The 19,124-nt window shown below is 60.5% G+C and carries 17 protein-coding genes and 1 tRNA gene; 12 read left to right on the top strand and 6 right to left on the bottom strand.

The features are described 5' to 3' along the window. Nucleotides 1-170 precede the first annotated feature (170 nt). The 9 genes from C6366_RS11590 (at nucleotide 171) to C6366_RS11635 (ending at nucleotide 9,076) form a co-directional block, all read left to right on the top strand. Nucleotides 171-515 (top strand): cytochrome C, encoded by a 345-nt coding sequence (locus tag C6366_RS11590; RefSeq protein ID WP_107738109.1) that lies wholly within the window; start codon nucleotides 171-173, stop codon nucleotides 513-515. Between the two features lie 142 nt (nucleotides 516-657). Beyond that, nucleotides 658-2,850, top strand: coding sequence for a molybdopterin-dependent oxidoreductase (locus C6366_RS11595; protein WP_107738110.1), 2,193 nt, complete (start codon nucleotides 658-660; stop codon nucleotides 2,848-2,850). Further along, on the top strand, nucleotides 2,850-3,632 hold the full coding sequence (locus tag C6366_RS11600; protein WP_107738111.1) for a 4Fe-4S dicluster domain-containing protein: 783 nt from the start codon (nucleotides 2,850-2,852) through the stop codon (nucleotides 3,630-3,632). The genes C6366_RS11595 and C6366_RS11600 overlap by 1 nt, the downstream gene beginning before the upstream one ends. 9 nt (nucleotides 3,633-3,641) lie before the next feature. Next, the gene (locus C6366_RS11605) at nucleotides 3,642-4,367 is read left to right on the top strand and encodes a formate dehydrogenase subunit gamma (protein ID WP_107738112.1); all 726 of its coding nucleotides are present in this window, start codon (nucleotides 3,642-3,644) and stop codon (nucleotides 4,365-4,367) included. 111 nt (nucleotides 4,368-4,478) lie between these two features. After that, complete coding sequence (locus tag C6366_RS11610; RefSeq protein ID WP_107738113.1) at nucleotides 4,479-5,774, top strand: rhodanese-like domain-containing protein; 1,296 nt, start codon at nucleotides 4,479-4,481, stop codon at nucleotides 5,772-5,774. 105 nt (nucleotides 5,775-5,879) lie between these two features. Then, complete coding sequence (locus C6366_RS20570; RefSeq protein WP_304481811.1) at nucleotides 5,880-6,890, top strand: rhodanese-like domain-containing protein; 1,011 nt, start codon at nucleotides 5,880-5,882, stop codon at nucleotides 6,888-6,890. 99 nt (nucleotides 6,891-6,989) lie between these two features. Then, nucleotides 6,990-7,547, top strand: a complete 558-nt coding sequence (locus tag C6366_RS11625; protein ID WP_107738147.1) for a biotin transporter BioY — start codon at nucleotides 6,990-6,992, stop codon at nucleotides 7,545-7,547. Then, nucleotides 7,508-8,302, top strand: coding sequence for an energy-coupling factor ABC transporter ATP-binding protein (locus C6366_RS11630; protein WP_107738116.1), 795 nt, complete (start codon nucleotides 7,508-7,510; stop codon nucleotides 8,300-8,302). The genes C6366_RS11625 and C6366_RS11630 overlap by 40 nt, the downstream gene beginning before the upstream one ends. A gap of 3 nt (nucleotides 8,303-8,305) precedes the next feature. Further along, nucleotides 8,306-9,076 (top strand): hypothetical protein, encoded by a 771-nt coding sequence (locus tag C6366_RS11635; RefSeq protein ID WP_107738117.1) that lies wholly within the window; start codon nucleotides 8,306-8,308, stop codon nucleotides 9,074-9,076. A gap of 8 nt (nucleotides 9,077-9,084) precedes the next feature. Here the strand turns inward: C6366_RS11635 and C6366_RS11640 are convergent, their stop codons facing one another. From C6366_RS11640 to C6366_RS19630, 5 genes are all read right to left on the bottom strand, one after another. Next, nucleotides 9,085-9,948 (bottom strand): YitT family protein, encoded by an 864-nt coding sequence (locus C6366_RS11640; protein WP_158269756.1) that lies wholly within the window; start codon nucleotides 9,946-9,948, stop codon nucleotides 9,085-9,087. Between the two features lie 76 nt (nucleotides 9,949-10,024). Continuing rightward, a tRNA-Pro gene (locus C6366_RS11645) sits at nucleotides 10,025-10,101 on the bottom strand. A 73-nt stretch (nucleotides 10,102-10,174) separates the two neighbouring features. After that, nucleotides 10,175-10,684, bottom strand: coding sequence for a cob(I)yrinic acid a,c-diamide adenosyltransferase (locus tag C6366_RS11650; RefSeq protein WP_107738119.1), 510 nt, complete (start codon nucleotides 10,682-10,684; stop codon nucleotides 10,175-10,177). Continuing rightward, entirely contained in the window at nucleotides 10,681-11,745 is a 1,065-nt protein-coding gene (gene amrS, locus C6366_RS11655; protein ID WP_107738120.1) for an AmmeMemoRadiSam system radical SAM enzyme, read from the bottom strand. Before amrS ends, C6366_RS11650 begins: the two co-directional genes overlap by 4 nt. 59 nt (nucleotides 11,746-11,804) lie before the next feature. After that, nucleotides 11,805-12,323 carry a hypothetical protein gene (locus C6366_RS19630; protein ID WP_158269757.1) on the bottom strand — a complete coding sequence of 173 codons (519 nt, stop codon included), beginning with the start codon at nucleotides 12,321-12,323 and terminating at the stop codon, nucleotides 11,805-11,807. Nucleotides 12,324-12,454: 131 nt separating this feature from the next. On the opposite strand from C6366_RS19630, the gene purM reads away from it, so the two are divergent. Beyond that, entirely contained in the window at nucleotides 12,455-13,507 is a 1,053-nt protein-coding gene (gene purM, locus C6366_RS11665; protein ID WP_107738121.1) for a phosphoribosylformylglycinamidine cyclo-ligase, read from the top strand. Between the two features lie 65 nt (nucleotides 13,508-13,572). On the opposite strand, the gene C6366_RS11670 is transcribed toward purM, so the two are convergent. Further along, on the bottom strand, nucleotides 13,573-14,841 hold the full coding sequence (locus C6366_RS11670) for a radical SAM protein (RefSeq protein ID WP_107738122.1): 1,269 nt from the start codon (nucleotides 14,839-14,841) through the stop codon (nucleotides 13,573-13,575). Nucleotides 14,842-15,107: 266 nt separating this feature from the next. Between C6366_RS11670 and C6366_RS11675 the strand changes: the two genes are divergently transcribed. Both C6366_RS11675 and C6366_RS11680 read left to right on the top strand, forming a co-directional pair. Then, complete coding sequence (locus C6366_RS11675; RefSeq protein ID WP_158269758.1) at nucleotides 15,108-18,305, top strand: HAD-IA family hydrolase; 3,198 nt, start codon at nucleotides 15,108-15,110, stop codon at nucleotides 18,303-18,305. After that, nucleotides 18,302-18,910 carry a shikimate kinase gene (locus C6366_RS11680; protein ID WP_158269759.1) on the top strand — a complete coding sequence of 203 codons (609 nt, stop codon included), beginning with the start codon at nucleotides 18,302-18,304 and terminating at the stop codon, nucleotides 18,908-18,910. The genes C6366_RS11675 and C6366_RS11680 overlap by 4 nt, the downstream gene beginning before the upstream one ends. Nucleotides 18,911-19,124 lie beyond the last annotated feature (214 nt).

The raw sequence follows: 19,124 nt of genomic DNA on the forward strand, positions 1-19,124 counted from the left end.
CCTCGGGTTGCCCAGCAAGGGCGAAAACCAGGAGGTCGAAAAATAAAACATATACCATTCAAAAGCTTATGGCAACACGGCATTGATTGGCACACATCCTGCTTATTCGGGAAGAACAAGCGAACGACAAACGTCATTAACCGAAATCATATAACTAAAAGGAGACGGACATGAGAAAGCAAACACTGATGGGCATCGGCGTCGCGGTGATCCTGGCATCCTACATCGGCATTTCCGTGGCCGCCGAAGCGGGTAACGCCCGGAAAGGCCGGTTCCTGTTTCGCCAGGAGTGTCGCCCCTGTCACATGGAAAACCCGGTGGGCGCGGTTCCCGCTGAATACCTTGGCCCGGACTCCAAGACCCAGGCCGAATGGAAAGAGGTTTTCGAGGCTTGGCAGGATCTGCCCTGTGTTGAGCACTGGGGCGAGAAGCTTGAGGACCAGGATCGCCTGGACATCTATCAGTACTTGCATGACGGAGCCCAGGACTCTCCGACTCCGGCCAAGTGCGGCTAGCAGCCCGTTACTTCCCTCAAAAGAATCAAGAAACCAATGGTAAGCCGATCCTCCGGCTTGTGAACCGAAAATAGACTCCGGATTGACCTGGGTCCGGCGAACCTCGCCGAACCCAGGCCCGGTCCGAATGAGGGAGCCTGGCATGGACGAGACGACGAAAACACTTTCCCGACGCAATTTCCTGCGGGCATCCGCGGCGGCCATGACCGCCGCGACCGGGGTCCCGGCCCTCAAAGGTCTGGTATCCACGGGGCACGCCGCGGCTCCAGCTGTCCAGGCCGGGCCGATCTCCGATCACTACACGGCCTGCGATATGTGTTTCAATCGGTGCGGGATGATCGCCAGGGTCCAGAACGGCCGGGTGATCAAGCTGGACCCCAACCCGAAATTTTTGAAATCCAGGGGCATGCTCTGCGCACGGGGCAACGCGGCCACGGCGCACATCTACGACCCGGACCGGCTCAAGCACCCCCTGCTCCGCAAGGGGGCCCGGGGCGAAGGCAAGTGGCAGCGCATCTCCTGGGACCAGGCCCTGGACCACATCGCCGAGCAATTCGAGCGCATCGCCGACAAGTATACCCGCTGCGGAGTCATGTTCTCCCCGGGATCGGACATGCAGTCCCAGTTCCTGATCCGCTTTGCCGAGGTCTTCGGCTCCTACAACATCACTTCCCACGAAACCCTGTGCCTGCTCAGCAACCATCGGGCCTACCTGGACACCTTCGGCGAGACCCCCTACCCCGACGTGCTCTATACCAAATACATCATCGTCGCCGGGGCCAACCCCTACGAAGCCATCATCACCCCGGACACCATCGACCTAATGGAAGCCCGCAAGAACGGCTGCAAAATGGTCGTCCTGGACCCGCGCTACACCAAGACCGCGGCCCTGGCCGACGAATGGTATCCCATCCGTCCGCACACGGACATGGCCTTTTTTCTGGCTCTGGCCCACGTGATCATTCACGAGGGGCTGTATGACCGGGAGTTTGCGGACGAAATGCTCTTCGGCCTGGACGAGTTGCGCGAACATGTCCGCAAATACACTCCGGAATGGGCTGCCGGGGAAACCGGCATCCCAGCTGAGGACATCCGGCGCATTGCCCGGGAACTCGCCGCCGCGGCCCCCACGGCCATGGTCTACACCGGCCGGCGGACCTCGGACTACGAGGACTCTTCCCAGATTCGACGCTCCATGGCCATTGTCAACGCCCTGCTGGCCAACTGGGACCGGCCCGGCGGAATCCTGGCTTCAAGGGAGGTGGGCGTTCGCGCCCCGTACTTCGATATCCCCTGGTACGACGACAACCCTGACGACCGCATCGATCACGGCATGGCTCCGGGCCTGATCCATCACGAAGGCTCGTTCAAGCTGATGCGCGACGCGATCATCAAGGAAGAGCCCTATCCCATCAAAGGCTGGTTCACCTTCAAGACCAACTTCATGCAGACCGCGGCCAACCGGAACAAGACCATCGAGATGCTCGACCATCTGGATTTCATCGTCAACGCGGACATCGCCATGAGCGACACGGCTTGGTATTCGGACCTGCTCCTGCCCTCCCCCAGCTTTCTGGAGCGCAACGACCCGGTCTCTGCCCTGCAGGGCTCATCGGCCTGCGCCTGCGCCATCTGGCGCGACGCAGTGGTTCCGGCGATGTACGAGTCCCGGGACATGCGCTACATCTGTACGGAACTGTCCAAGCGTTTGGGCTTCCCGGAGACCTTCGACTTCACCATCGACCAGTACCGGGAATGGCAGTTGGCCAGCATCCCCGAGGCGGCTCAGGCCATCAGGGAAGACGGAGTCTACTACAACCCGAGCAAGGTATACGGCATCTACTTCGACGTGCCCTTGAAGACCCAGGCCCAGAAGATCGAACTCTACAACCAGCGCTACGCCAACATGGGGCTGGACCCCATGCCGACCTACAAGCCGCCGCGCCAAGAAGAGGGCAAACTCCGGCTGGTGGTAGGCCGTACGGCCTTCTTCACCCACAGCAACACCAACAACGCTCTGCTCATCGAGTTCGAAGAGGAAAACACCCTTTGGATTCACCCCAAGACCGCCGAGGGCATGGGCTTTCGCGACGGGGAGCGGGTCTTTGTAACCAGCGATGCGGCTCGGGTGGAACTGGCCCTGAAATTCTTCGAGGGCATTGAGAAAGAAACCGTGTACATGACCACCGGATTCGGGGCGCTCTCCCCCGGCCAGCGCCTGGTCCACAACCGGGGAGCCAGCATTGCCGAGGTCCTGGAAGATCACGTGGACTACATCTCCGGAAACATGGCCATGCATGAGACCTTTGTAACCGTGAGCAGGAAGGTGGGCTGATGAAAAAATACGCCATGGTCGTGGATTCTTCCGTCTGTATCGACTGCAAGGGCTGCATGGTCTCCTGCAAGGTCCAGAACAACGTGCCCAAAGGGTATTGGCGCAACTGGATCAAGCACACCACGCCGGACTTTTCCCTGGGCAAGCTGACCCGGACCCATTTTCAGCCCGGCGGGTGCATGCAGTGCGACGTACCCACCTGCGTCACGGCCTGCCCCAGCGGAGCCACGTTCAAGGACCGGGAAACCGGGATCGTCCACGTCAATGAATCCCTGTGCATCGGCTGCGGCAACTGCGTCCGGGCCTGTCCCTATGGGGCCCGGTACCGTCATCCGGAAAAGCGCGTCCCGGACAAGTGCGACTTCTGTTTCAGCGCCGGTCGCCTGGCCCGTGGCATTCCCCCGGCCTGCGTGGACACCTGTCCGACCAAGGCCCGTGTTTTTGGAGATTTGAACGATCCGGACAGCGAGGTCTCCCGGCTGCTGCGGGAAAAGCCCACGGTGCGGGTGACCAGCAAAAACATCGATACCCAGCCCAACCTGTACTATGTCACGGCCACGGAACCCGCGGACTGGCCCGGAGACGTGGAGTTTCCAGAGGCCTATTCGGTCATGGCTTCCCTGGTCAATCCGCTGGTCAAAGTCGCGGTGGGGCTGTCCGCTCTGGGCGTGGCCGGGATGTGGGCCAAGCAGGCCTTCGCGCCGGATCCACCGGACCCTGAGGACGATGAACACGGTCCGGAAGCCAAACATCCAGAACCGACAGCCTCCAAGCAGGACTAAAGGTGTACCATGAGTGAAAAATTGATTCACCGCCATGACAAGTTGTCCATTTTCATCCACTGGTTTAACGCCTTCTGCTGGATCTCCCTGCTGCTCACCGGCCTGGGGCTGATCAAGAACGATCAGCTCAATCCCCTGGGCGCATGGTGGCCGAACCTGATGCGTTCCCTGTTCGGCGGAGGCGAAAACCTGCTGGCCGTGCATCAGTACCTGGGTCTGATCTGGGCCGGAGTGTTCCTCCTCTACGTTCTGCTCAAGCCCAGGGATACGTGGCTTTTCCTGAAGGAGGCCTTCACGGTCAACCCTGCCAGGGACATGGCCTGGTTCATGAAGATGAACCTGAAGATGACCTTGGGCAAGAAGAGCTTTCAGCGCTTCGGCATGACCCCGGAGATGCCGCCCCAGGGTTTCTACAACTTCGGCCAGAAACTCTTTGCCCAGGCCACTGTGCTGGGTGGGATCGTGATCGTGGTCACGGGCGTGATCATGTTCCTCTCCCCAATCATGCTCGATAACCCTGATCCCGCGGCCTGGTCCCGGACCATCCACTATCTGGTCGTGGGACTGGTGACCGCCGGAATGCTGGTGCACATCTACATGGCCGCCATCTCCAAGGAGGAAAAGCCAGCCTTCAAGTCTATGTTCACCGGAAGCGTCCCGGAGCACTACGCCAAGCATCACCATCAACTGTGGTACGAGGAAGTGGCTGCGGGCGAAAAGAAGGCGGAAGGGTGAATACTGCGTAGGGGCGGTTCGCGAACCGTCCCTGCCTGGCAATACGTACTGATCAGCAAAGCCGCGGACGATGAGCCCGTGGCGACAACAATCTACCCAAGGAGCGAAAACATGCGAAAATATTCGATTACCATGCGACTGATCATCTCCGCCCTGGCGGTCCTGTTCCTGGCTGGTTGCGCCGGGCACCACGGCCCCAAAACCGCGAAGTTCGACCTGGACCCGACCCAGGTTCCGGAACCCTACCACACATTCATGGACATTACGTCCGTCAAGCCGCTGGTCTTTGAAGCCATGCTGCGCACCGAACCGCCCACGGATTTCATGATCATCGATTCCCGGCCCAAGCAGCCCCGCTACGACGTCGGCCACATCCCCACCGCGGTCAGCCTGCCGGACAGTCAGTTCGACAGCCGCGCAGCGGAAGTCCTGCCCGCGGACAAAAACGCCCTACTGGTGTTCTACTGCGGAGGCTTGCACTGCCCCCTGAGTCACCAGTCCGCCTGGAAGGCCGAGGCCCTGGGCTACACCAACGTGGCCGTCTATCCCGCCGGGGATCCGGAATGGGTCAAGCTCGGCTACCAGGTCTGGACCGCCCGGGACGTGCGCACTCCGTTGCCCGAGCTGGATCCGGCCCAGGTGCCCGAACCTTTTCACACCCTGGTCACAATCGACACGGTCCGCCCCATCGTGGCCCGGGCCGTGCTCTCGGCCACCCCGGTGACCGACGTGATGATCATCGACTCCCGACCCAAGCAGCCCCGCTACGACGTCGGCCACATCCCCACCGCGGTCAGCCTGCCGGACAGCCAGTTCGACCGGATGGCCGCCGAGGTTCTACCCGCGGACAAGAACACCAAGCTGATCTTCTACTGCGGCGGCACCCATTGCCCCTTGAGCCACCAATCCGCCTGGAAGGCCGAAGCTCTCGGCTATACCAACTTGGCCGTCTATCCCGCCGGGGATCCGGAATGGGTGGAGCGCGGCTATGTGGTCTGGACCGCGGACGGCCCGCACATGACCGCCGCGGCCCCGGCCGCGCCCAAGGCTCCAGTCGAGGAAGGCACCTTGAAGGCCGGTTCTGCTGAAGGAACCATTGACAACGACTTCTTTGTCCAGCTGATGAAGGACAACCCGGAAAACATTCAGCTCATCGACGTCCGTTCCCCGGCCGAGTTCGCCGCCGGACACATTCCCAGCGCCCTGAACATGACCGTGAACGAACTGGAAGACCAGATCGCTGTCTTCAGCACGGACGACAAGCCCATCGTCTTCATCTGCTCCACGGGCGCGCGCAGTGGTGAAGCATATTACCTCTTCCAGTTCATGCGCCCTGACCTGAAGGACGTCTACTATGTCGACGCCAACGTCAGTTATACTCCCGCGGGTGAATTCACGATCAACTAACGCTCTGATCGCGGTTCGCTCGATGAGATAAACTCAGGCCGTCCAAACCCCGTACGCGGGGGGAGGACGGCTTTTTTGTTCACGTCACGACACGGGAGGCTATCCATGCACCTGAATCGAAACCACACCGCCAACCATTTCAAGGCCCTGGCCGTCTCTCTGTTTTTGCTCATTACCGCCTGCCCGGACTTGGCCGCCGAAGAAACCTCGCCATTGTTCACCCAGGCCCAGCGCATCGCGGATCGGGACGGATACGCCCTGATCACCACACTGGAGCTACGCCGACTGATGGATGAAAAGCCCAACGTGCTGCTGGTGGACGTGCGCTTTGCCTATGAGTTCGTTTCCGGCCATATGCCCGAGGCCGTAAGCCTGCCCGTGGATCTGCGTGATCGAGGCGACCTGTCCCCGGAGCGCCGGGAAGCCATGCTGGACACCTTCGGGCCGGACAAGGACCGCCCCGTCGTGGTCTACTGCCGCGACTTTCGCTGACTGCTCAGCGAGATCGCCGCGGCCTGGGCCGTGCGCCTGGGATATACCAACGTCATCCGTTATCCCGCTGGGTATATTGCCTGGCGCGAGCACTACCCAGATCTTCAAGTATGCGAGACCCGCGCCCATCGCCTCCAGCCGGGTCAATACTTCCCGCCCTGCGTACTCACCGCCGCGGACAGGAGCCAGGACTTCGCCTACCTGGGTCTGGAGCAGGAATCGGCACATTTCTTACTGGCCGACGTGCCCGCGGAGTTCGTCCTGCTCAAGTATTACGGCGAGAACTGCTACCAGTGCGTCCAGGAGGTGGACCAGTACAACCGCCTGTTCACCATGCTCCGCGACGACCCCGAACTCGGGCCGCGCCTGAAAATGATCGGCATCGGCGTGGGAGACACCCAGCGCAGCGTACTGCGCTTCAAACGCGCGCACCACGTTCCCTATCCGCTGCTGCCCGACGAGCGCCAAGTCATGTTCGAATCCGTGGGCGCCGGGGAAATTCCGCTGACTTATCTGGTCAAAATCCTGCCCGATGCACGGGTTCAGGTGGTGCTGTATCATGAGGGAGGGATGGAGGACGTGGGTGGATTGTTTGAACTGATCAAGAATGCCGTGACGGAGTAGGGAGAAAAGATAGGGCTTGTGCGATTCCAAGAGGTCTCTTACCATGCGTCCGTTACGTGGCCTTTTTTGATCACCCTCAACCAGGAAGAATCGCTCACCATGCCCGGCACCACATCCTTGCACTCCCTCCACGTCATGGTCTGGACCGCCCTGATGGCCTCCTTGATCGCCGTGGGGTCGTTCCTCACCATCCCTCTGGGGCCGGTGCCCTTTTCCATGCAGCCCCTGTTCGTCATGTTGGCCGGTTTTCTGCTGGGCTGGCCCCATGGAATGATCGCGGCTCTGCTTTTCGTCGCCGCCGGAAGCATCGGCCTGCCCGTGTTCGCCGGGGGCAAGTCCGGCCTGGCCGTGCTTTTCGGCCCCACGGGCGGCTATCTGATCGGCTTCGTCCTGGCCGCCGGGGCCATCGGTCTGCTCACTCAGGCACGAAAAACCACTCAGACACCCGGTTGGATCCTCGGTCTGCTGGCCGGGTTGGCAGGCTTGACCCTGCTCTACGCCTGCGGACTGCTCAACCTGATCCGCGTCCTGGACATCGGCTGGCACAAAGCCCTGACCATCGGCTTCCTGCCGTTCATCCTCCAGGATCTGGTCAAGCTGGTCATGGCCGTGGCCACATGGCGGATCATGCACGGACGGGGATTGCTGCCGCGGTGATCAGCGCCGCTTCGGTCCACTTTGCCTATGCGACCTCCGCCCCCATCCTCCGCGACATAGGCTTCAAACTGGACAAGGGACGAATCCTCGGCCTCGCCGGTCCCAACGGAGCGGGCAAATCGACGCTGCTCGCACTGTTGGCCGGGTTGCTGACGCCGTCCTCCGGTACCCTCCGGGTCGCTGGAGTGAACGCGCTTCAGGACGGCGATGCGGTTCGGCGCAAAACCGCCCTGGTGCTCCAGGAGGCGGATCTGACCATTATTGGCACCACCATCGACGAGGACATCTGCCTGGGACTGCCGCCCGAGCGACGCGACGAAGCCCTGGATCTGGCCGTCCGCCTGCGCCTGCCCGATCCGGAAACCCCGGTCCACACCCTGTCCCACGGCCAGAAGCGAAAACTCTGCCTGGCCACGGCCCTGTTGCGCCAGCCGGAACTACTGCTCCTGGACGAACCCTTTGCCGGACTGGATTATCCGGGCATTCGGGAAATCCGGGCCATGCTCCAGGCCAACCAGGACAACGGCCTGACCCAGATCATCGCCTGCCACGATCTAGAGCCTCTGGCCGATCTGGCCGACCTATGGCTGGTCCTGTCCGCTGGTCGCCAGGCGGCCTTCGGCCCTGCACGAGAGGTCTTTCCCCTTCTGGAATCCCTGGACGTGCGCCCCCCCTGCTCCTGGCGGACCGGGATGGGCATCCTGCCCTGGGACGACCGCCACGAACCATCTTCCACCACGATCCCACTCACCTGAAGCATGGCCGTCGCCCCCCTGCTCGCCCCGACCCCGCGCGACGGACTCGGCCGCGCCCTCCTGGCCCTGGACGCCCGCCCCAAGCTGGCCTTCGCCTTGCTCGTCGGCATGGTCCTCTGGCAGCTTCCCCTGCTGATTTTGTTTTTCCTGACGCTCTTTGGCGGAGCGTCCTGCCGGGCTCTGGGAGGATTCGCCAAGTCCAACGGGACATTGTGGCGGATGGCGTTTCTTTTTGTTTTGGTCTGGTCCGGACTGAAGTGCGGACTGGATATCTGGGCAGGAGCCGATCTGCTCGCTGGACTGGGAGCGGGGGCTGAATTGGGGGTCAGGCTGGCAACGCTGCTCCTGCTGGGCTTCACCCTGACCCTGTCCACCTCTCCGCGCCGCCTGGGCCTCGGCCTGGCTTGGTATCTGCGGCCCGTGCTCGGCTCCCGAGCCTGGAAAACCGCACTGGCCCTGAGCCTGATGATCCATTTCCTGCCCCTGGGCCTGGCCGCGGTCGGCGGACTGCGCCAAGGTCTGGCCATGCGCTGTCCGGACTGCCCCTGGCCAACCCGCCTCCGCCTGATCCCCCTGGCTCTGCTCCGGGTGCTCAGTCAGACCACATGGACCCAAACCCTGGCCGTGGCCGCCCGAAAGCTCGACCACCCGGAGGCTTGGCAGCCGGAACGCAAGGTTAGGCTCGGAGAATGGGCAGCAGCCTTGACCCCGCTACTGGTCTTGGGTGTATTCTGGGGATTGCTTGCGCACTTTTTCCCCTTCCTGATTGAATAATGAACAGATCAATATATCTTGCGTTTTGCGAAACTGGAGCCCAGCACGTTAAACGTGTTTTCCACGACGAAAATGGCGTGCTCGTCCTTGGAAAAAACAAGTTCTTCCAGGCGCTTTAAGACGATGTTGTTGGTGATGGCCATGATGATGTCCTTGTCCTTCCGGGAGTAAGCCCCGTGTCCGCGGATGAACGTCGCGCCCATCTTCAGGTGGTTGATCATTTCGTCGGCGATCTCCTGGCTGTGGTCGGAGATGATCAGCACGAGCTTGCGCTGGTTGAACATGCCCAGGGTGGATTCCAGGACCACGGAGGTGATGAACACGAGGATCAGAGAGGCAATGATCAGGTCGATGTCCAACACCAGCAGACTAACGCTGAACAAGGCGAAATTGAAGATAAAGTAGGTCTTGCCGATGCCGATGTTATACTTCTGGTTCAACAACACGGCCACCACGTCCAGCCCTCCGTTGGATCCCAGGGAGCGCAGGACGATGCCCGCCCCGAAACCGATGATCCCGCCGGCGGCAATGGCCGCGTAAAGCTGGTCCTGAATGCCGAAGTCCAGATCGATCAGCTCGTAGGTCAAGGTGGCGACGATCATGGCAAACAGGCTATAGAAAAAAAATCGCCGACTGACATTGACCCAGCCCACCACGAACAAAGGAATGTTCAAAAAAAAGTACAGAATGCCGGCGGAGACCACTGGAAACGCATAAAAGATCAGCAACCCGACGCCGAACACCCCGCCGGGAACAAACGCGTGGTGCACCACGATGCCCTTCATCGCGGCGGAAATGATCACCGATCCAACGGTAATCAACAAAAGGTTCCACCAGATAGTGGACGTAAATCTCTCAACCCGCTTCGTCATCCTTGATATCTCCAAAAGAAAAGAAAAAGGAAAAGGGTCGCGATGATCATCCATCGCAACCCTTTGTTGTTCAAGCTGGTCGGGGCGAGACGATTTGAACGTCCGACCCCCTGCTCCCAAGGCAGGTGCGCTGCCAAGCTGCGCTACGCCCCGATCCACGAACAACTAGTCGAACCAATGAAATAAGGCAAGTCCGCCGCGGACTTGCCCGCTACGACCCGACGTGTCAAAAATCAATGCCTTTGAGCGCCCCTTGCCCCTGGTTGAAAGGGTGTTTGACGGGGAGCATTTCCGTAATCAGGTCCGCCTGTCGTCCGAGCCATTCCGGAAGTCCGCGTCCGGTCATGATCAGATGCACGTTTCGCTCTCGTGCCCTGTCCAGCAAGGCTTGCAGTTCTTCCTGCTCCAGCACGCCCGCGCCCAGAGCGTACAGGACCTCGTCCAACACCAGGACCTGGACGACATCGGCCGCGACCTTGGCCGAGGCCCAGTCCAAGGTGGTCAGGGCCGCCTCCCGGTGTCGGGTCCAGTCCTGGTTGTCCCGAAAAAAACCCAGACCTCCGACAAGGAAGTCGTCCCCGAGAAGGGACGCCAGAAACCGCTGCTCCCCGGCAACATCGTCCCGTTTCATGAACTGCGCGCAGGCTACGCGCAAATCGTGCCCCAAGGCTCGGAGGATCTGCCCCAAGGCCGCGGAAGTCTTGCCCTTGCCGTCTCCGGTGTACACCACGATCACGTCGTCGCCTCCAACGGTATGGTTTTCATGCCTTGTCCTTCCACCGGAGCGCCGCACGCTCGGCACGCTCCGTCGTCCATCCCGATGTTTCGCACGTGGAATCCTTGCCGGAGCAGCAACGGCGTCCCGCACCTGGAACATTCAGTCGCCTCCCCGGCGACCCCGGTGATATTGCCGACGTAGACATGCGACAACCCGGCCTCCTTGCCGACCTCCCAGGCTTTTTTGAGGGTTTGTGGCGGTGTAGGCGGGCGGTCGAGCATGGTATGGTCGGGATGAAAACGGGACAGATGCCAGGGCGTTTGGGGCCCCAATTCCCGATAAATGAAGTCGGCCATGGCCCGCAATTCTCCGGGCTCGTCGTTCAGTCCGGGGATGAGCAAGGTGGTGACTTCCAACCACCAGCCCAGCCCGCGAATGGTTTTCAGATTGTCCAGGACGGGCTGCAGCCTGGCCCCGCAGATGTCCTTGTAAAACCCTTCGGTGAACGCCTTCAAATCGATATTCGCCGCGTCGATCAACGGCCCCCAGGACTCCAGGCATTCCCTGCTTTGAAACCCGTTGGACACGATGATGTTCCCCAGCCCCCGCTCCCTGGCCCGTGTGGCGACGTTCTCCACCAGCTCGAAAAAAACCGTGGGTTCGGAATAAGTGTATGAGATGCTGGCGGCCTTGGAACGCAGGGCCAGGTCCACCACGACTTCCGCTTGCATTCGTTCCCCACGCACGGCCTCGCCCCGGCGCGGCGGTTGGGACAAGCTGGAATTCTGGCAAAAGGAACAGGACAGATTGCAGCCCATGGTCCCCAGCGAGAGAGTCTTGGTGCCGGGAAAATAGTGGTACAGCGGCTTCTTCTCCACCGGATCGAGATTCAAGGCGGCCACCGTGTCCCGGACCAGGGTATACAGCCGACCCTGCCGATTGACCCGCACCCCGCATCGCCCCCGCTCATTCTCGGCGATAACGCAGAAGTGAGCGCAGAGTCGGCACTGGATCTTTGCATCCTTGAGCGGCTTCCAAAGACGAGCCTCATCCGTTGAACAAATCAGGGACGTACTCATATCGCCACCTCCTCGCTGGGATCAGATCCGGAAATGGTTCCAATTCGGGCCTATTGCCTTCAATCCCGCTTTCCGGGCGCTGTTTGCTCCCTGGGCATGCGATCGTGAGGCACGCGCGGGTCCGGCTTGGTCATATCCGGCTTGGTCATATCCGGCTTGGTCATATCCGGCTTGGTCATATCCGGCTTGGTCATATCCGGCTTGGTCATATCCGGCCTGGTCATGCCAGGCTTGGTGTTTCCAGGCCAGGTGATTTCCGGAGTGATCAGCAACGGGCCGAAGAGCACTTCGGTTTCCTGCTTTTCCTCCGGCGGCGGGACCACATGAATCACTCTGTCGCCCAATGCGTCGCCCGGACCGGGATTTCTGTCCATATACATCCGGGTTCCCGGCTTTGATTCCCCGGAAGGGCCGACTCGGATCACGGAATCGCCCGAGCGCTCATCCGTACCGATATACGTTCCGCCTGCCGCTTGGGCCAGGACATGCGACGCCCATGACTCCTCGGCGGTTACGAAACACGAAAACACGGCCACGACGAATCCAAGCCCCAATATCAATATCCATCGGCAAAGCATCCTGTACCTCCTTACCGGAGTCCTTATCGGCGATTCGGGGATAAACCGAGTATTTTCCTTGAACAATGAACGCGGGAGTGGTAGTTTGCCTGAATCGTTCGTCATCACATTCCCAAGGAGCAATCGTCATCATGATGCCTCATCGCTCTCGGGCCTATCAACAGGCCGGCGTTGACATCCAGGCAGGCAATCGGCTTGTCGATCGGATCAAAAAAGCCATTTCGACCACCCACACCAAGGGGGTCATTTCGGACATCGGCGGGTTCGGAGGCCTTTTCAAGCCGGACATGAACCAGTTCAACGAGCCCGTGCTGGTCGCGGCCACGGACGGTGTGGGCACCAAGCTGAAGCTGGCCTTTGCCTTTCAGCGCCACGACACCATAGGTATCGACCTGGTGGCCATGAATGTCAACGACATCCTCGTCCAGGGTGCCAAGCCGCTCTTCTTCCTGGACTATTTCGCCACGGGCAAGCTGGATCTGGACCAGGCCGAACAAGTCGTGACCGGCATCGCCGTCGGCTGCAAGGAGGCCGGATGCGCCCTGTTGGGCGGGGAAACCGCCGAGATGCCGGACTTGTATTCTCCTGGAGAGTATGATCTGGCCGGTTTTTGCGTCGGCATCGTCGAAGACACCAGGATCATCGACGGCTCACGTTCCAGCCCCGGAGACCAACTCATCGGGCTGGCCTCCTCGGGATTCCACGCCAACGGCTACTCCCTGGTGCGCAAAGTACTCGCCGAATCCAAGCTGCAAGGCCAGGACACCTTCCCCGGAACCCAGAATTCCGTGGCCGACGTCCTGCTCAGCCCCACCAAAATCTACGTCAAGCCGGTACTGAACCTGCTGCGCGACCTGCCCATCAAAGGCATGGTCCACATCACCGGCGGCGGCTTTTATGACAACATTCCCCGGATCATCCCCAACCAGTTGCTGGCCTCGATCCAGTTCGGCTCCTGGCCCGTGCCCCAGGAATTTCTATGGATCAAGCAGGCCGGTCGGCTTTCCTGGGAGGAAATGCACCAAATTTTCAACGTGGGCATCGGCTTCCTGCTCGTAGTGGACAGACAGCACGCCGAAGAGATCATTTCCCGGCTCAACGCCCAGAATCAGGAAGCCTTCCTGATCGGTGAACTCCTAGAGCGCAAGGGCAAGGACGAGGAACAGGTGCGGATCGTCTTCTGATTCACGCTAACACTGGCGGCATGTTGATACAGTCCGATTCCGCGGGCTGTTCAAAAGCCCGCCTCTCACTCCAGATACGGATTGAAGTAGCCGAAGCGAATCCACGGAGCCTGACGGCGCAGTTCCCGGATCATCGATTGCAAGCCCATTCCGGTCTCCCGCTCTTCGCTGGCGTTCCGGTACAGACCCAGATACAATTCCGGATCGAGGTTCATGTTCCTAAGCTGGATGAAATCCACCTGTTCGGCCTTGACCAGTTCGGTCAGGGCCACGACGTCTGCGGGTCTGTCGCTGATTCCCGGAAAAAACAGGTAATTCAGGGACACGAACAACCCACCTTGCTTGGCCTTGCGGATGCTTTCCCGCACGTCACCAAAAGCGTAGCCCTGGGGACGATGGTATCGCGCATACACCGCTTCCCGAGCGCTGTTCAGGCTGACCCGAATCGAGGACATCCCGGCCCGGGCCAAATCCGGAATCGTCTCCGGCAGGCCGGCGTTGGTGTTCACGTTCACGGTCCCTTGGCCGCCGGACGCCCGAAAATCATGCACCGCCCGAGCGATCAACTCCGCCTCGGTCAAGGGCTCGCCCTCGCACCCTTGGCCGAAGGAAAAGATGGCCCTGGGTTCACATTGCCCATGATGATCCATGATTTCCACGATTTCGCGGGACGAAGGACGAAACCGGATTCGATTCTGCGTGGAGGGAAAGCCGGAATCCGACGGCTGCAGGGACAGACAGCCCACGCAACGGGCGTTGCAGGAGCGCGACGTGGGCAATGGCGCTTCGTACCGGCCCAAGGCCAGATTCCGGGCCGCCGGGCAGGATGAGACAAGAGCACAGTCGGCCAGATGTCGAACAAGCCGATTATCGGGAAACGTCTTCAACCATTGCCTAGCCCCGGCCTGGATCCGCTTCGGGGAGATACCCTCGAATCGTTGTCGCGGGTCTTCATCCACCCGGGTCGCGCAGACCCAAAATCGCCCCCGGGCATACCCCACCGCGCCGTAGGCGAACAGCGGCAGGACCGGTGCGCCGGGATCCGTCTCATAGGCGCAAACCGCGCTCAATGTATATCCCGGACTGACGAAGGCCGCCACCGCGGTCCAATCCCCTGCCTCGATCCGCCCTCGGTCCGAGTCCCAGCCCAGGGCACGCCGACCAGGGAGCAAAAACAACTCGCATTCCTTTGGTAGCGGGATCAGTTCCTCGGGCTCCGGACGACGAAATTCCCAACCGTTCCGACACACCATGCCCAGCGAGGGATGATCGAAGATCCGTCCGTGTCGGTCCGCGAAAACCATGCGAGGGGCGACGTCGACGTGCTTGTTCATGTTCGAGACCCTCTCCATCGACTTTTTTCTCCGCCCCGACGGATAGGTCATCCTCCGTCCCTTGGCAATCCGTCATGAGACGTGTCGCGCCCCTCAATCCAAGACAAAACCGCCCTGAAAATCGTCCCGAAGAGGTTGACCTGCTCCGCTTCGTTGCTCAGAATGGCTTGCCGGAATCGTTACGCGACGCGTTTTCATCGCCCTTGCGCCCCGCATCTTAGCGACCACTGCAACCAATGCAACCATTTTGCCTTTCGGGAGGAATCATGACCGGAACACAACCCAAGGCGGCCATCTTCGATCTGGGCGGCGTTTTGACCAGCACCGACCATCTGCACGCCAAGGCTTGGGAACAGATCCTCAATCCGTTCCTGGAAAACGTCGCCGAAAAGGAAGGCAGCCCGTTCCGGCCCTTTGATCCGCAAGGCGACTACCGCAACCACCTGGAACGCCGCCCGGCCTTTGAAGGCGCGCTGAGTTTTTTCAAATCTCGGAACATCGAACCGCCTTATGGCCGGTCGGACGACTCGGTCGAGCTCCAGACCATCCACGGCTTGTGTCGTCGAAAAAACGACCTTTTCCTGGAACTGCTCAACACTCATGGCCCAAAAATTATCGATTCATCGGTTGAGTTGCTGCAATCCCTCAAAAAGGATGGCTTTCAAATCGGCATCACCTCCTCCAGCCTGAACTGCGACTGTATTCTGAAGCTTGCCGGCCTGGAAGGCCTGTACGACGTGCGCATGGATGACGAGATGCTCCGCGAACAAGGCCTCCGGGAAAAACCCCATCCGGACATGCTCCTGGCCGCGGCCAAGGCCATGGGCCGGTACCCCGGGGAATGCCTGGTGGTGGACGACGCCCTGGCCGGGGTCCAGGCCGGACGAGCCGGCAACTTCGGAATGATCATCGGCTTGGCGCGCAACGGCGAAGGAGAAATGCTGCGCCAGTTCGGCGCGGACATGGTTCTGGGCGACTTGTCGGAAACCTGCCCCGAGGACATCCTGGCCTGGTTCGAGCACGAACTGCCTGGGGACGGCTGGAAGCTCGGCTATGTCGGCCTGGATCGCGGTGACGAGAAACTTCGCGAAACCCTGACCACCGTGGGCAACGGGTATATCGGCACGAGAGGATGCTTCGAGGGCGAACGGGCCTCCTTCTACCACTACCCCGGAACCTACATGGCGGGCATCTTCAACCGCGTCCCGAGCATGGTTCACGGCAAGGAAATCTTCAACAACGATTTCGTGAACTGCCCGAACTGGCTGCCGGTGGAATTCAAGATCGGCAACGGCAAATTCCTGAGCCCGCTGCAAATGGAACTGCTCAGCTACAAACAGGAGCTGGACCTGCGCCGCGGCGTGCTGCAGCGGACCATGATCTGCCGGGACGTCCACGGCCTGATCACCCGGATCCGCTCCGAGCGTCTGGCCAGCATGGCCGAGCCCCATCTTTGCGCGCTACGCTACGAGCTGACGCCCATCAACTACTCCGCGCCCATCACCATGCGGGTCAGCCTGGACGGGAACGTGGAAAACGCCAACGTGCCCCGGTACTCCCAACTGACCTCCAAGCACCTGGAACTGATGCACTCCGGCCGGACAGCCGCCGGGGTCTGCCTGCGGGTCAAGACCAGCAGCTCCGGCTACCAGATCCACATGGAGGCCCACAACCGACTGCTGGAGGAAAACAAGCCCCTGTCCCCGGAACGCGAGGTTTTCAAGAGCGACGCGGAAATCGGGGAGGAACTGCGCTTCCATGCTTACGAGAACCGGACCTACGCTCTGGAAAAAATCGTCGCGGTGTACACCTCCCTGGACGGGGTCCAGGATCTGGGCAGCGCGGCTTCCAGCCTGGCCGGAAAACAGGCTTCCTTTGCCAAGATTCTCAGCGCTCACGAACGGGCCTGGGCCGCGTTGTGGGACAAGGCGGACATCCGCATCCAGGGCGACCGCTTCGTCCAGCGCACCACCCGTCTGCACATCTACCACCTCCTGACCACGGCCTCGCCGCACAACCGTCGGCTCTATACCGGGATGCCCGCCCGAGGACTGCACGGCGAGGCCTATCGCGGTCATATTTTCTGGGACGAGATATACATCCTGCCGTTTTTCGATCTCCATTTTCCGGAAATATCCCGTTCCCTGCTGCTCTACCGCTACCACCGCCTGGACGGAGCCCGGGAGTACGCCAGCCAGTACGGCTACAAGGGGGCCATGTACCCCTGGCAGACCGCGGACGGCGGCGACGAGGAGACCCAGGAAATTCACTACAATCCCGCCGGCAAGACCTGGGACCCGGATCTTAGCCGCAGACAGCGCCACGTTTCCATCGCCATCTTCGCCAATGTCTGGCGCTACGTAAACTGGTCCAAGGACGAGCGGTTCCTGCGGGACTACGGCGCGGAAATGCTTCTGGAAATCGCCCGGTTTTGGGCGGACATCGCCCGGTTCGACCCTGAGACGGACCGCTACCACATTGAGGGTGTAATGGGACCGGATGAGTTCCATGAAAAGCTGCCCGGCTCCGAAGAGCCCGGCATCAAGGACAACGCCTACACCAACGTCATGGTGGTCTGGCTCCTGGAACGAGCCCTGGAACTGGTGGAGCGCCTGCCCTCCGCGACCATGAAGAAGCTGCGCGACAGGATCGGCTTTGACCCCTCGGAGACGGAGAAGTGGCGGGACATGATCCACAAGCTGAACGTGCTGCTGTCACCTGAAGGCATCATCCATCAGTTTGACGGGTATATGGATCTGAAAGAGCTGGACTGGGATGCCTACCGCCGCCGCTACTATGACATTCATCGCATGGACCGCATCCTCAAGGCAGAGGGGGACAGCCCGGACAACTACAAACTGGCCAAGCAGGCCGACGTGCTGATGATGTACTACCTGCTGGACCCCGACGAAGTGGCTCACATTCTGCGCGAACTGGGGCACGAGATCGACGACCCCCTGGAACTGCTCCAGAAAAATTACGATTTCTACGAGCCGCGCACCAGCCACGGTTCCACCCTGAGCAAAGTGGTCCACGCCGTGGTTTCCTACTTCATCCACTCCGACGCCGGAACGTGGCGCTGGTTCGTGGAAGCCATGAAAAGCGACGTCTACGACACCCAGGGCGGGACCACCAAGGAGGGCATTCATACCGGAGTAATGGCCGCCACTCTGGACATCATCCTGCGTTGCTTCGCCGGGCTACAGCTGACGGGAGAACACCCCGTGATCCAGCCCCGGCTGCCTGAACACTGGCAAAAGCTGTCCTTCCGCTTCCAACTCCAGCGGACCTGGTACGACGTGGAACTGGAGCACGGCCGGGCCAGGCTGTCCATCACCGGCCGCGAGGGCGAAGAACGGACCATCGCTCTGGACGATAAGACCTTCCACCTGCTGCCGGGCCGATGCACCGAAGCCGATTTTCCGGACGATCCCATGCCCATGGATTGGAGGATCGAAGTATGAACAGGTTCATTCAGAACACAATTCAGGTGGGCGATCCCGACACCCGAATGGTCCACACCCCGGGAACACGAAAAGTCTTCGATTCACAATCGACCAACATTTTCCTGGTCGGGCTCCGGGCCAGCGGCAAGTCCACCCTGGGCAAACTCCTGGCTCAGCGCCTGGAAATGCGCTTCATGGACACCGACGCTCTGGTTGTGGACAAGTCCGGACGGAGCATCGCCGACATCGTGGCCTCGGACGGCTGGGACGCCTTCCGCGGCCTGGAGTCCGAGGTATTGCAGGAGATCTGCGCCCAACGCGGCCAAGTCGTGGCCACCGGAGGCGGCATCGTCCTGGCCCTGAAAAATCAAGAACTGATTCAACAATCCGGAACGACCTTTTATTTGATGACCGAAATCTCCACCCTGCTCGGACGATTGAACGCGGCACCAAACCCGGACCACCGCCCGCCTCTCTCCGGCCTGACTCCGGAGCAGGAACTGATCCAAAGCAATATCCAGCGCAGCCCGATCTACATGAACCTGGCCGACCATATTCTGCGCTCCGAGGACAGCCTCGAGAACACCTTGCGGGACGCCCTGGACAAGCTCAACGTCCGGTGAGACCTGTTCCGCGGAGAGACCGGATGTCGAGTTTGACAAAAACGTAAACATCGTCCGCCACGCTGCCGCGGAAGTTTACATTTTTGAAGAGTTTTTCTCGACCCGACATGAGAGAGCATCCTTCACGCTCCTTGTTTCCATGACTTTTTCCATCATGGCCTTTAACTTGAAGGTCACTCTCATCATTGTTCAAATTTAACATTCGGAGGATTCC

The organism is Desulfonatronum sp. SC1, assembly GCF_003046795.1.
Taxonomy (GTDB): Bacteria; Desulfobacterota; Desulfovibrionia; order Desulfovibrionales; family Desulfonatronaceae; genus Desulfonatronum.

Bases quoted from the DNA above. Each gene is read 5' to 3' on its own strand.
- C6366_RS11590 (WP_107738109.1), top strand. From the start codon at position 171: ATGAGAAAGCAAACACTGATGGGCATCGGCGTCGCGGTGATCCTGGCA.
- C6366_RS11595 (WP_107738110.1), top strand. From the start codon at position 658: ATGGACGAGACGACGAAAACACTTTCCCGACGCAATTTCCTGCGGGCA.
- C6366_RS11600 (WP_107738111.1), top strand. From the start codon at position 2,850: ATGAAAAAATACGCCATGGTCGTGGATTCTTCCGTCTGTATCGACTGC.
- C6366_RS11605 (WP_107738112.1), top strand. From the start codon at position 3,642: ATGAGTGAAAAATTGATTCACCGCCATGACAAGTTGTCCATTTTCATC.
- C6366_RS11610 (WP_107738113.1), top strand. From the start codon at position 4,479: ATGCGAAAATATTCGATTACCATGCGACTGATCATCTCCGCCCTGGCG.
- C6366_RS11625 (WP_107738147.1), top strand. From the start codon at position 6,990: ATGCCCGGCACCACATCCTTGCACTCCCTCCACGTCATGGTCTGGACC.
- C6366_RS11630 (WP_107738116.1), top strand. From the start codon at position 7,508: ATGGCGGATCATGCACGGACGGGGATTGCTGCCGCGGTGATCAGCGCC.
- C6366_RS11635 (WP_107738117.1), top strand. From the start codon at position 8,306: ATGGCCGTCGCCCCCCTGCTCGCCCCGACCCCGCGCGACGGACTCGGC.
- C6366_RS11640 (WP_158269756.1), bottom strand. From the start codon at position 9,948: ATGACGAAGCGGGTTGAGAGATTTACGTCCACTATCTGGTGGAACCTT.
- amrS (WP_107738120.1), bottom strand. From the start codon at position 11,745: ATGAGTACGTCCCTGATTTGTTCAACGGATGAGGCTCGTCTTTGGAAG.
- C6366_RS19630 (WP_158269757.1), bottom strand. From the start codon at position 12,323: ATGCTTTGCCGATGGATATTGATATTGGGGCTTGGATTCGTCGTGGCC.
- purM (WP_107738121.1), top strand. From the start codon at position 12,455: ATGATGCCTCATCGCTCTCGGGCCTATCAACAGGCCGGCGTTGACATC.
- C6366_RS11670 (WP_107738122.1), bottom strand. From the start codon at position 14,841: ATGAACAAGCACGTCGACGTCGCCCCTCGCATGGTTTTCGCGGACCGA.
- C6366_RS11675 (WP_158269758.1), top strand. From the start codon at position 15,108: ATGACCGGAACACAACCCAAGGCGGCCATCTTCGATCTGGGCGGCGTT.
- C6366_RS11680 (WP_158269759.1), top strand. From the start codon at position 18,302: ATGAACAGGTTCATTCAGAACACAATTCAGGTGGGCGATCCCGACACC.